This is a genomic window from Microbacterium sp. Y356, from assembly GCF_059445355.1.
In genome coordinates this window covers 1,281,682-1,293,174 of record NZ_JCAIUE010000001.1, presented here as the reverse complement: position 1 = coordinate 1,293,174, position 11,493 = coordinate 1,281,682, and the positions used below count along the sequence as shown (strand labels likewise).

11 protein-coding genes are annotated in these 11,493 nt (G+C 66.6%); 6 read left to right on the top strand and 5 right to left on the bottom strand.

Features of this window, described 5'->3' with window-relative positions; translation table 11 throughout:
* Positions 1-19 precede the first annotated feature (19 nt).
* Positions 20-949 (bottom strand): LysR family transcriptional regulator, encoded by a 930-nt coding sequence (locus AC1C2Q_RS06225; protein WP_495430211.1) that lies wholly within the window; start codon positions 947-949, stop codon positions 20-22.
* A gap of 158 nt (positions 950-1,107) precedes the next feature.
* Here AC1C2Q_RS06225 and AC1C2Q_RS06220 point away from each other — a divergent pair, with 158 nt between their 5' ends.
* The 6 genes from AC1C2Q_RS06220 (at position 1,108) to AC1C2Q_RS06195 (ending at position 7,318) form a co-directional block, all read left to right on the top strand.
* Positions 1,108-2,118 carry a VOC family protein gene (locus tag AC1C2Q_RS06220; RefSeq protein ID WP_495449405.1) on the top strand — a complete coding sequence of 337 codons (1,011 nt, stop codon included), beginning with the start codon at positions 1,108-1,110 and terminating at the stop codon, positions 2,116-2,118.
* 89 nt (positions 2,119-2,207) lie between these two features.
* Positions 2,208-3,167 (top strand): fumarylacetoacetate hydrolase family protein, encoded by a 960-nt coding sequence (locus tag AC1C2Q_RS06215; RefSeq protein WP_495449404.1) that lies wholly within the window; start codon positions 2,208-2,210, stop codon positions 3,165-3,167.
* Complete coding sequence (locus AC1C2Q_RS06210) at positions 3,164-4,162, top strand: cyclase family protein (RefSeq protein WP_495449403.1); 999 nt, start codon at positions 3,164-3,166, stop codon at positions 4,160-4,162. The genes AC1C2Q_RS06215 and AC1C2Q_RS06210 overlap by 4 nt, the downstream gene beginning before the upstream one ends.
* Before the next feature lie 38 nt (positions 4,163-4,200).
* On the top strand, positions 4,201-5,337 hold the full coding sequence (locus tag AC1C2Q_RS06205) for an FAD-dependent monooxygenase (RefSeq protein ID WP_495449402.1): 1,137 nt from the start codon (positions 4,201-4,203) through the stop codon (positions 5,335-5,337).
* A complete protein-coding gene (locus AC1C2Q_RS06200; protein ID WP_495430206.1) occupies positions 5,334-6,347 on the top strand; it encodes an amidohydrolase family protein in 1,014 nt (337 codons plus the stop codon). The genes AC1C2Q_RS06205 and AC1C2Q_RS06200 overlap by 4 nt, the downstream gene beginning before the upstream one ends.
* Positions 6,344-7,318, top strand: a complete 975-nt coding sequence (locus AC1C2Q_RS06195; RefSeq protein WP_495449401.1) for a fumarylacetoacetate hydrolase family protein — start codon at positions 6,344-6,346, stop codon at positions 7,316-7,318. Before AC1C2Q_RS06200 ends, AC1C2Q_RS06195 begins: the two co-directional genes overlap by 4 nt.
* A 33-nt stretch (positions 7,319-7,351) precedes the next feature.
* Here the strand turns inward: AC1C2Q_RS06195 and AC1C2Q_RS06190 are convergent, their stop codons facing one another.
* Genes AC1C2Q_RS06190 through AC1C2Q_RS06175 form a run of 4 tightly spaced genes read right to left on the bottom strand, consistent with a single transcriptional unit; the run spans position 7,352 to position 11,483 of the window.
* The gene (locus AC1C2Q_RS06190; protein WP_495449399.1) at positions 7,352-9,064 is read right to left on the bottom strand and encodes a D-apionate lactonase family protein; all 1,713 of its coding nucleotides are present in this window, start codon (positions 9,062-9,064) and stop codon (positions 7,352-7,354) included.
* Positions 9,065-9,080: 16 nt separating this feature from the next.
* Positions 9,081-9,836, bottom strand: coding sequence for an SDR family NAD(P)-dependent oxidoreductase (locus AC1C2Q_RS06185; protein ID WP_495449398.1), 756 nt, complete (start codon positions 9,834-9,836; stop codon positions 9,081-9,083).
* A gap of 1 nt (position 9,837) precedes the next feature.
* Entirely contained in the window at positions 9,838-10,692 is an 855-nt protein-coding gene (locus AC1C2Q_RS06180; protein ID WP_495449397.1) for a phosphogluconate dehydrogenase C-terminal domain-containing protein, read from the bottom strand.
* Entirely contained in the window at positions 10,689-11,483 is a 795-nt protein-coding gene (locus tag AC1C2Q_RS06175) for a sugar phosphate isomerase/epimerase family protein (protein ID WP_495449396.1), read from the bottom strand. The genes AC1C2Q_RS06180 and AC1C2Q_RS06175 overlap by 4 nt, the downstream gene beginning before the upstream one ends.
* Between the last annotated feature and the right edge of the window lie 10 nt (positions 11,484-11,493).

Here is an 11,493-nt window from a genome sequence, read left to right as displayed (position 1 = left end):
CGATTCGGCCTCTCGGCAACTAGTGCGCGTCTCCGAGTTCCGCCGCAGCCTGCACGAAAAGCCCGCGCATCCACTGGTGCTCGGGATCGCGATCGTGCACAGGATGCCACCACACGGCGTTGAGCACCGGGGTCGCGTCGAAGGGCAGGGCGAAGGTACGCACGCCAGCGGAGCGCTCGAGAGCGGGTGCGACAGACGCCTGCACCAGACCGAGTCGATCGGTGCCCTCGATGAAATACGCCAGGGCGAGGAAGCTCTCCACGACGGCCTCGAATCTCGGCTCGATGCCAAGCTGCTGGATCTGGCGACTCGCCGAGGTGAACGCCTCGCGGGACTGATAGGTGAAGACCCAGGGACGCGCAGAGAGATCGGCCATCGTGGCCCGCTCGCCGATCGTCGTGTCGTGCGTGCTTGTGATCCCCACCCAGTGGTCCTGCCAGAGGTCGGCGTACGGCAGATCGCTGAGGAAGCCATGCGGGATGAGCATCGCGTCCGCCGAGCGCAGCCTCGTCGCGGCATCCTCCACGACTGCCGGACTGTGCAGCATGAACCGGAAGCGCACCCCGGGCGCTTGCTGTCTGGCCAGCAGACTGACGCGTCGCCCGACGGTCACGAAGGAATAGTCCGACCCGTAGATGGCGAACTCTCGTGTCGACAGCTCCGGATTCCACGCCGCCTGGCTCTCGAACACTCGCCTGGCGGCTTCGAGCGCCGTGGTGGTGTGGTCCGTGAGCCGGATGGCAAGCGGGGTCAGCTCGTAGGAGTTCCCGCGGCGGGCGAGGATCGGATCGTCGAAGTGCGTACGCAGTCGTGCGAGCGAGGCGCTGAGAGCGGGCTGGCTGAGATGCAGTCGCTCTGCTGCCCTGGTGACGCTGCGCTCGGTGAGCAGTGCGTCCAAAGACACGAGCAGGTTCAGGTCAAGGCGGGAGAGCAGCGGTTGATCAGACACGGGCAGGGTCTTCCTCAGGTGGATAAGGGCTCGTCGGTGAGCTGAGGCCGATCGTATCAGTCGCACTGATACCGGAGATAGCTGAATTCGGATTCCCTGATACTTGCAGCTCGGCGCAGAGTAGGAACACGACGAGCCCACCTCAGAAGGAATCAACGATGATTAAACTGCTCTCCCATCTCTCCTATGTGGCGATCACGACGCCTGACGTCGAGGCGTCGGTCGAGTTCTACAAGACTCAGGTCGGCCTCACCGAGGTCGCTCGAGAGGACGATCGCGTGTACTTGCGCTGCTGGGGCGACTACTACTCGTACTCAGTTGTTGTCGTCGAAGGCGCAGAGCCCGCCCTCGAGACCATGGCGTGGCGCACGACCAGCGCCGAGGCGCTCGAAGAGGCCGCGAAGCGCATCGAGGCTGCCGGCATCCAGGGCGAGTGGTTCGACGGCTACAAGATCGGCCGGGCGTACCGCTTCACCGGGCCCTACGGCCACAGCATGACCCTGCACTGGGACGTCACCCGTCACCAGGCGCAGGGTGACACGGCATCCATCTATCCCGACCGTCCGGAGAAGCGCTCGACCGTCGCGGGCGCACCGCGCCAACTCGACCATGTCACCATCGCGGCGAGTGACGTTGACGGCTTCGTCCAGTGGTACGTCGACGTGCTCGGTTTCCGGTTCATGGCCCGCACGGTTCTGGACGAGGCACCGATCTCGGTGTTCTCCGTGCTCACCACGAACGAAAAGTCACACGACCTCGGTATCGTCCTCGACAGCTCCAGCCTCGCAGGGCGCATCAATCACTACGCGTTCTGGGTCGACACCCGCGAGGAGCTACTCATCGCCGCGGATACGCTCATGGAAAATGGCACCCCGATCGAATACGGACCGAACATCCACGGCATCGGTGAGCAGACGTTCTTGTACTACCGCGAGCCGTCGACGATGCGTATCGAAGTGAACACCGGCGGCTACCGCAACTACGTTCCGGACTGGGATGCCCAGACCTGGCGCCCGTCGCAGGGATCGAGCAACTTCTATCGCAACGGCTCCATGCCGATGTCGATGACCGAGTCGTTCCCGCCAGCTGACGGACCATCCGCGACCGAAGAAGGCGTGCCCGACGAGATCAAAGACCTGCTGCTGAACCCGTACACCCAGCACGGCTAGGGCTGAGTGGACAGGAGGGGTGCGGTGATGCCGCGCCCCTCCTCCCACCCTCATGACACAGACTGAGAAACGAAACTGGAGAAGGATCGATGACGACCACCACGGCACCCTTCGCGCTGGCCCGCTACCGGGACGGCGCTTCTGCGCGTCTCGGGCTGGTAGCGGGAGACCGCATCCGACCGCTGGATGACGAGGACCTCGGCGCAGCCGGGCTGAACGCATTCCTCGCCGCCCCCGACTGGGATCGCCTCGGCGCGCTCGCCGAAAGTGCTGACGGCGCCTGGCGTCCGCTGGACGAGGTCGTGCTGACCGCGCCGGTCGAGCCGCGCCAGGTGCTGCAGACCGGAGCGAACTACCGTCAGCACGTGATCGAGCTGGTCGCCGCCGGAGTGTCGAAGAACAGCGGTCGCACAATCGAAGAAGCTCGCGAGTTCGCGGCCAAGCTGATGGACGATCGGGCCGTGAACGGTGAGCCCTACTTCTTCATCGGCCTGCCCGCGTGCGTCGTCGGCGACGACGTACCGCTCGTGCTGCCGGGCTACAGCGAGGTGCATGACTGGGAGCTGGAGCTGGCCGTAGTGATCGGTCGGGAGGCATTTCGGGTGACTCGCGAGGATGCCCTCGAGCACGTGGCCGGCTACACCATGGTCAACGACGTCACCACGCGTGACCTCGTATTCCGCGAGGACATGAAAGACATCGGCACCGACTGGTACCGCGGCAAGAACGCCCCCGGCTTCCTGCCCACTGGTCCCTTCTTGGTGCCGGCCGAGTTCGTGGATGCTAGCAATGCGGCGGTGCGACTCGAATTGAATGGACAGGTGATGCAGGACGCCTCCACCACCGACCTGCTCTTTGACATCCCCGCACTGATCTCGGCGGCCTCGCAGAACATGCCGCTGCTGCCGGGCGACCTGCTGCTGACCGGAAGTCCCGCGGGCAATGGTCAGCACTGGAAGAGGTTCCTGCGCGACGGCGACGTCATGACAGGGACGATTGGCAACCTCGGCACCCAGGTCATCCGCTGCGTCGCGGAGGAGGCGTCATGACCGGTCCGTCCGAGAACCCCGCCGACCTCGACCGCCAGGATCCAGAGGCGGAGATCGCCCTCCGCGCCGAGTCATTCCGCAACTGGGGCCGTTGGGGCGAGCACGACGCGCTCGGCACGCTGAACTTCATCGACGCGGCCAAGCGCGTGCAGGCCGCGAGCCTGGTCCGCGACGGCCGGGCGATCTCGCTCTCGCAGCCCTTCGACACAGACGGTCCGCAAAAGGGTTGGCGCCGACGCACCAACCCGGTGCACACGATGACCGACACCGGCACAGATGCCGAACGCGGCAACCAGGGCTTCCCGCACGGGATCGGCGGCGCGGATGACGTGATCGCCATGCCGTTGCAGTGCTCGACCCAGTGGGACGGTCTCGGCCACATCTTCGACCACGGGAACGCCTGGAACGGTCGGCGCGCGGGCGACGTCGTCACAAGTGAGGGCGACCTCATCACAGGCATTGAGCATGCGGCATCCGTCGTCATCTCCCGCGGTGTGCTGCTCGATGTCGGCCGGCATCTGCACCCCGAGACGGGCGAGCTCGACGACGGCCACGCGATCACCGTCGCCGACCTCGAGGCGACTGCCGCAGCGCAGGGCGACTCCGCCCGCATCGGCCGCGGCGACATCGTCCTCGTCCGCACAGGTCAGTACGCGCGCACCCGCCGCGACGGTTGGGGCGACTATGCAGGCGGACCCGCACCCGGCCTTTCACTCACCACTGCCGGCTGGCTGCATCGCACCGAGATCGCCGCTATCGCGACCGACACCTGGGGCTTCGAGGTGCGCCCGAACGAGTTTGACGCGCCGGCCTTCCAGCCGCTGCACCAGGTCGTGATCCCGAACATGGGACTCACGATCGGCGAGATGTGGAACCTCGACGAGCTCGCCGCGACCTGCGGAGAGCTCGGCCGCTGGGAGTTCCTGCTCTCCGCCCCGCCCCTGCCCATCACGGGTGCGGTCGGCTCTCCGATCAATCCCATCGCCCTTCTCTAGCTTTCCGATGCACCACACCAGAACAAGGAGGTTCTGACATGACCGCAGTATCCAAGGTCGCGATCGCCGGCAGCGGCGTCGCAGGACTCGCCGCAGCGATCCAGCTGGCGAAAGCGGGCGTCGAGGTCGACGTCTTCGAAGCCAAACCCGATTTGAGCGCCCTCGGTTCGGGCATCTCCCTGCAGGGGAACGCACTGCGCTGCTTCGACGCGATTGGTGCCTGGGACGACATCAGGGAGGCAGGCTACCCGTTCGAGGGACTGAACCTCCGAGCTCCCGGACCCGACGCACCGATCGTCGCATCGCTTCCCGACGTGAAGACCGGAGGCCCCGAGTACCCGGCCGCGATGGGGATGCCGCGTGCCGAACTGGCGCGCATCCTGCTCGCCCACGCGCAGGCGGCGGGCGTCAACCTCGTCTTCGGCGCGAAGGTCACCGGAATCGACGCGAGCGCACCGGACTCCGTCGAGGTGTTCGTGGATGGCGGATCCGCCGGAGCATACGACCTGCTGATCGGCGCTGACGGTCTGCACTCGACCGTTCGCGGACTCATCGGGATCGAGACGAAGCCCGAGCCGAACGGCATGGGCATCTGGCGCACTTTCGTGTCACGTCCGGCCGAGGTCGAGCGCAGTGAGCTGTACTACGGCGGACCGGTGTACATCGCCGGCTACACGCCCACTGGCGAGGACTCGATGTATGCGTTCCTGGTCGAGAAGGCGCAGGACCGATTCAGCCATTCCGACGAGGATGCCACGCGCATCATGCTCGAGGAATCTCGGGCCTATGCAGGCCCGTGGGACTCTATCCGCACCGACCTGGAGAAGGGCGCGCACGCGAACTACACCTGGTTCACGCGGCACATCGTCGACGCACCCTGGAACCGCGGACGCGTCGTGATCATCGGCGACGCCGCGCATTCCTGCCCTCCGACGATCGCGCAGGGCGCCGCGCAGGGGCTGGAGGATGCCGTCGTCCTCACCGAGCTTCTGGTCGCGGCAGATGCTATCAACGAGGCGCTGTGGGACGAGTTCCACAGCCGCAGGATCCCCCGGGCGACGGCTGTTGTTGAGGCGTCTTCGCAGCTCGCGCAGTGGCAGATCGACGGCGACCGCGACGCCGACGCTGGTGGGTTGATCTTTGGGATCGCGAAGCAGATGGCGGCACCGGCATGAGCGTCCGCGTGACGGATGTGCACGCCCATCTCCTACTGCCGTCGATCCAGGCGGCGGTGGAGGCGCGAGTGCCAGAGCTGGTCGCAGAGGCCGCTGCGCTTGAGCTGAAGCGCAACGGTGCGGAGAGCGCAGCTGTGTCCGGCCCCATGGTCGGCGCCCGCATCCCGAAACTCACTTCGGTCACCGAACGGCTCGCCGCGATGGACCAGCAGGGTGTCCAGGTGCAGTGGGTGAGCGCGTCGCCAAACCACTTCTATCCGTGGGCGCCGGAGGGCCTCGCGGTGTGGGCTTCGAACGAGGCGAACAGGCTCGTGGCCGAGCACGTGGCGCAGGCCCCGGATCGCCTCGTCGGGCTCGGACTCGTCCCGCTGCAGCATCCGGAGCGAATCGTGGAGTGCCTCGATGATGCCGTGCTCGGGCGGGGACTGGCCGGAGTGGAGATATCGTCGTTCGCCGGCGATGTCGAGCTTTCGGACGAGCGGCTCGAGCCGTTCTGGGCGCGTGCCGCCGAACTCGGTTGCGTGCTCTTCCTGCATCCGTTCGGCTGCAGCCTGGATGAGCGGCTCGACCGCTTCTACCTGGCCAACACGGTCGGGCAACCGACTGAGAACGCGGTGGCACTTTCGCACCTTATCTTCGCGGGTGTGCTCGATCGGCATCCGGAGCTGAAGATCATCGCGGCGCACGGCGGAGGCTACCTGCCATTCGCGATCGGCCGCTCCGACCGGGCTTGGGCCGTACGGCCCGAGGCGCAGCGCTGCGCCGAGGCGCCATCGACGTATCTGAAGAAGCTCTGGTTCGACACGGTCGTGCACAGTCCCACATCACTCCGGCAGCTGATCGATGTCGCCGGCGCCGACCGGGTGGTTCTCGGCAGCGACTTCCCGTTCGACATGGGGCTCGACGACCCGGTGGCGTTCGTGCAGGACGCAGGGCTTTCCGCCGAGATCGCCGAGCGCATCCTGGCCGGGAACGCCGCCGACCTGCTGACAGCGAGGGTGCAGGCATGAGGATCGCTCGCTGGGAGAGCGGACAGGGCGTCAGCGAGGGTTTCATCATTGCTGACAGGGTGGTGCCGTTTCCCGACGGTCTCACTGTCACCGACGTGCTGCGGCGCGGTCTCGCCGAGGCTCACTCCCTGTTTGAGCGGGTCGAGAGCGCCGGTGAGCCGCTGGCCGACGTGCGCCTGCTCGCACCGGTTGTGCCAGCCTCGGTGCGGGACTTCGTCGCGTTCGAGGAGCACGTCGAAGGAGTGAGCGCCGGGGTCGAGGGCAAGAGCGACGTCGCCGCGGAGTGGTACGACGCACCGACGTTCTACTTCACGAACCCGCACACAATCTCGGGTCCTGGAGACGTGCTGCGTCCGCCGGTCACCGAGAAGCTCGACTTCGAGCTCGAACTCGCGATCGTCATCGGCGCCGATGCACAAGCGGGGGAGTCGAACCTCGACGCGCAGTCCGCGGTATCCGTCATCTTCGGCTACACGATCATGAACGACTGGTCAGCGCGTGACCTCCAAGCCCGCGAGATGAAGGTGCGTCTGGGGCCGGCAAAGGGCAAGGACTTCGGCACGACGCTGGGCCCGTGGATCGTCACCGCCGACGAGGTGGCGCCGTATCTCGATGATGACGGTTTCCTGGCGCTCCGCGCCGAGGTGTACGTCAACGGCGAGCTGATCGGCGAGGACCTGCTATCGAACGCCGGTTGGCCATTTCCGGAGTTCGTTGCCTACGCCTCGCGCAACTCGCGCGTCGTGCCCGGCGATGTGCTCGGCTCGGGGACAGTCGGTAACGGCGGATGCCTCGGCGAGCTCTGGGGCCGCAACCAGGCCCTCACCCCGCCTCCGCTGCAGGAGGGCGACGAGGTGCGGATGGTTATCGAAGGCATCGGCGAACTCGTCAACACGGTCGGGGAGCAGGTGCCGGCACCGCCGCTTCCGCCAGCCCGGCTGCGTCCAAGGAACCGCCGCCGCGCGTCGTAGTACTCGCGACCACACGGGGAACGTTTGTCGGGGTCAGCGGGTGGCGCTCAAGCGTGTCCAGCTGCCGGGTTCGACGACGACGTCCTGTGTCGCTCCGCCCGTCACCTGCACGCCGAACTTCCTCGTCACTTGATCGAGGTTCGCGACGAGCACGATGTCCTCGTCCGAACTGCGTGATCCGATCGCCCAGACGAGTCCATCCGGACTGCTGCCGGTCAGCAGGGTGCCACCGGCGAGCGAGATGAGCGACTCGATCGCCGCCGCGACCGGGAAGGCGACGTCTGCGTCGCGCAGTCCACGCGGCCCGAACGTCTCGAACCAAGAGAGGCTCGCCACCCCGGGCGCGGCCAGGGCCGCCGCACTCGCGACCACCCACGCGGCCAGCTCCGCGGCGCGTTGCCGTTCGTCGGCCGCCCCGGTGAACTGTGCGCCGTACCCCTCGGAGAGTTCGCCACGGGTCGGCGCCGGCTTCGGGCTGGTCGCGACGTTGTTGAAGCGCGGGCGCAACGAGACCGGGCCGATGTGCACCGGTAAGCCGTCAGCGATCCGCACGGTCTGCTCGGCGATGAGCCGCTGCATCGGGAGAGCCTCGACGAGCTGCTCGGTGTCCAGGGAATGGAACAGCGGCGTGGTGTTCACGGCAATACCGTCCACGTCGCGCGGCACCTGGTGCTGCTCGCGGTTGAGCTCGGTGAAGTGCGAGCGCGCCCCGCCCAGGATCGGCACAGAAAGACCCGCAGAGGCGAGCGCGGTACGAGTAGCCTCGACGACGGCTCGGTTGCTCACGTGCATCGTGGCGTCGAACGGCGTCACTCGCTGCACGTCGTGATCCCGGAGCGAGCGCGCCGCTTGTTCGAGAAGCCCGGCTTCGCCGTCGGTCACGAGGCGAACGTCGATCGGACGCCGGTCGGCCGACGCTCTGGTCAGCGCCGCGGGCCAGTTAGGGGTGGTGAGGTCCAGCTCCACCACGCGGAACCCACCGATCGTGACTGCGGGGACCGGGTCCGGGGCAGTGCAGGCCTCGATTCCGATCTGCGGGAACGCGCCGGCCGGGTGCAGGCCGATGACGAGATCCGCACCGGACGTGGTGCCTCTGGGCGCCATGCCGTCGACCCGAATACTGATCGATTGCCGGACATGCTCGCCGGCTTCCAGGCGGTACGGGTACGGCAGCGAGAGTGGTCGGCTGTACGTCTTGAACGACGCGTCGGACCAGTTTCGTTGGTCCTCCATCTCGAACACTTCGCCGTCGAACCTAAGCGTGGTCGAGGCGGTCGAGCCGATCCGCAGCTCGCGAATGTCCATAATCGGCTGGTGGCCGCTGATCGCGACGGGCAGCATCGTCTGCTCCGAGGAACCGTCCGAGTGGGTGACCGTCACCGCCGACCCCGCAGTCATCGCCGGATGCAGCACGACGAGTCCGGCGCGGCAGGTGTCGAATCCCAACTCGTTGACGGCATCCCACGAGACGGTCAGCTCGTCGTCGCGGACGTCGACCCGCAGAAGCGCGGTGACACGAGCGCCGAGTCCGTCGTGGCGCAGCCGGAACTCGAGCCCTTCAGGGGAGGTCGTGAACGACTCGACGACGACCGGCACGGTGTTCCAGCCATGGTCGCGTACGACGGCGCGCACGCCGCGCAGCACCAGCCGCCCATCCCGCCGGATGTCGGCGAGCTCGTCGCCGCGCACCTCGATGCTCCAGCCGTGCGCACGCCAGGGCGCGGCATCCGTCCGCCACCACGTCATCGCAATCGCCCGATCGTCAGAGGTTCGTCATTCCACCGTCGACCGCGAACAGCGCGCCGGTCGCGAACTCTCCGTCGGCGCTTGCGAGGAACACCATGATGCCTTCGACATCGGTTGGTGTTCCTGCACGGCCCAGGGGGATTCGCCCGACGATCGCGGCACGAGACTCAGGGTCTTCGGAGATCGTCGAGACCAGCCCGGTTTCGGTGTACGCAGGAACCACCGTGTTCACGCGAATGCCGTCTGCGGCATATGCGGCGGCGACAGTGCGCGTGAGCCCGTGGATGCCCGCCTTCGATGCCGAGTAGGCCGTGAAGTCCTGCCCTTCTCCGTTGAGTCCGGTCGGGCTGCCGGTGAGGATGATCGAACCGCCGCCTGCGGCCAGCATCGCCCGCACCGAGTGCTTCACCGTCAGAAACGTGCCCGTCAGGTTGATGTCGATCGTGCGTCGCCAGACATCGAGATCCAGATCTGCGATCTTGGCATCCTGGCCGAAGAGCTGCACGCCGGCGTTCGCGACGACGACGCTCGGGCTCCAGCCCGCCCCGGTGAGCTCGACGAAGGCAGACTCGACGGATGTCTCATCCGAAATGTCCATCACCGCGGCGCGGGCGGATTCACCGATGGATGCAGCGACCAAAGATGCGGCATCCGCATCACGATCGGCGATGATCACGCGTGCGCCTTCGCGTGCGAAACGCTCGGCGACAGCGCGACCGATCCCGGAGCCGGAGCCGGTGACCAGCGCGGTCTTTCCCTGAAGTCGTGTCATCTCAGCGGGTGATTTCGTCGAGGTGGAGCATGCGGGCGAGGTTCTTGTCGAGCTCATCATCGCGGAAGATCTTCTTCCAATCATCCTTGATGATGCTCTCGCGGCCGTAGTCCATCGCGATGAGGCACGCGTCAGAGAACGGGTTGTCGCCGCGCAGACCGTTTGCGAGGGCCACCTGCGTGTGGCCGTAGAGGATGCTACGCGCAGCTGCCTCCGGCACGCCCATAGTGTTCACGGTCTCCTGCAGAGCCTCGCTGAGGAGTGCGCCGATCATGCAGGCGATTGTCTCCACGAGGGTCGGCTCGAGCTGCGCGAGCTGCTTGATCGTGACCCAGTGCACATCGATGACGGGCGCGTAGATCGCTCGCACTGTGGCCTCGACGATGGCCTTCTTGGTCGGGTCATCCGACTCTACTGCGGCAATGGCATCTTGTGGCGCGGCGATGCCACCGAAGGTGTCAGCCCACTGCTCCGGGGTCTCGCGCTGCAGGAAGATCGACGGGTGACACGGGTGGGCGACCGCCTGGATGATGTCCTCGCGGGTGGTGAGGAGCCCGGCATATGCGGCGGCAGGGTCGAGTGTCAGCACGATCGCGCCTGCGCGTAGCTGGGGGACGAGGTCTGCGGTCACAGGGCCGAGCGCCAGGTCGGGGACGGCGAGCACGACGATGTGGGCGTCGGCAACCGCTACCGAGGCATCCGTCAGCTCGCGGCCTGCGTCGAGGGTGCGCTGCTGTCCGGCGGGGGAGTTCTCCACATACCAGACGGTGTGGTCGGTCTTCACGAGGTTGTTGGACACGCGCATGCCCATCTTGCCGCCCGCGCCGATGACGGCGATCTTGTAGTTGTCGCTCATAGTGTGCTCCTCAGGTAGTCCAGGGTGGTGCGGGTCCATTCCCGCTCGGTTCGTATCGTTGTCGCAGCATCGTCCTGCCAGGGCAACCAGTGTTCGATGATCTCGTTGATGCCGCGTTCGCGGGGGCGCACAGTCGCGAGCAGGTGGGCGTAATCGTGCAGGCCGGTGCCCATCTGCGCCCCGCTGTAGGTGAAGCCGACCCAGCCCGGCTGGCGGGCGAAGGCGAAGTCCTTCACGTGCACGTTCTTGGTGAGCGCCGCTGTCTGTTCGATGCAGGTGCGCGGAGATTCGAGTCTGGCCGTGACGTTCGCGGGGTCCAGGCAGATCCCGAGCCGGTCACTTCCGACGCGTTCGATGACCCCGATGAGATCCGTCGTGGCGAGCTGTTCGTAGGTCTCCAGCGCGAGCGTGACGCCCGCGGATTCGTATGCCGCCAGCGCGTGGCGCAGCCAGGTCTCGGCCTCGGCGAGGCTGGGGTGCGAATCCGGACCGTAGAGCATGCTGCGCACAAGGTGCGCATCGAAGAACTCCGCGAGTTTCAAGTAGCGGTTCAAGTGCTCGGGTGCGATGCCCTTCGTGCCCAGCTCGATGGTAAGGCCGAGGTCGCGGCCGGCGCGGGCGGCGTCGTGCAGCTCGGCGTCGTTCATCTGCTCCAGTGGTGCGTAGTCGCAGATCTGGAACAGATCGACACCCTGAGCGCGAGTGTCCTCAAATGCGCCGATGAGGTTCAGTGGCTCCGGTGCTCGTTCGGAATGCTGCCAGAAGTAGGCGTAGGTGCCGAGGCCGATCATGCTGCTAGTT

Excerpts from the sequence above, each read along its gene's own strand:
- AC1C2Q_RS06210 (WP_495449403.1), top strand. The coding sequence starts at position 3,164 with ATGACCGGTCCGTCCGAGAACCCCGCCGACCTCGACCGCCAGGATCCA.
- AC1C2Q_RS06195 (WP_495449401.1), top strand. The coding sequence starts at position 6,344 with ATGAGGATCGCTCGCTGGGAGAGCGGACAGGGCGTCAGCGAGGGTTTC.
- AC1C2Q_RS06180 (WP_495449397.1), bottom strand. The coding sequence starts at position 10,692 with ATGAGCGACAACTACAAGATCGCCGTCATCGGCGCGGGCGGCAAGATG.
- AC1C2Q_RS06175 (WP_495449396.1), bottom strand. The coding sequence starts at position 11,483 with ATGATCGGCCTCGGCACCTACGCCTACTTCTGGCAGCATTCCGAACGA.
- AC1C2Q_RS06215 (WP_495449404.1), top strand. The coding sequence starts at position 2,208 with ATGACGACCACCACGGCACCCTTCGCGCTGGCCCGCTACCGGGACGGC.
- AC1C2Q_RS06205 (WP_495449402.1), top strand. The coding sequence starts at position 4,201 with ATGACCGCAGTATCCAAGGTCGCGATCGCCGGCAGCGGCGTCGCAGGA.
- AC1C2Q_RS06185 (WP_495449398.1), bottom strand. The coding sequence starts at position 9,836 with ATGACACGACTTCAGGGAAAGACCGCGCTGGTCACCGGCTCCGGCTCC.
- AC1C2Q_RS06220 (WP_495449405.1), top strand. The coding sequence starts at position 1,108 with ATGATTAAACTGCTCTCCCATCTCTCCTATGTGGCGATCACGACGCCT.
- AC1C2Q_RS06200 (WP_495430206.1), top strand. The coding sequence starts at position 5,334 with ATGAGCGTCCGCGTGACGGATGTGCACGCCCATCTCCTACTGCCGTCG.
- AC1C2Q_RS06190 (WP_495449399.1), bottom strand. The coding sequence starts at position 9,064 with ATGACGTGGTGGCGGACGGATGCCGCGCCCTGGCGTGCGCACGGCTGG.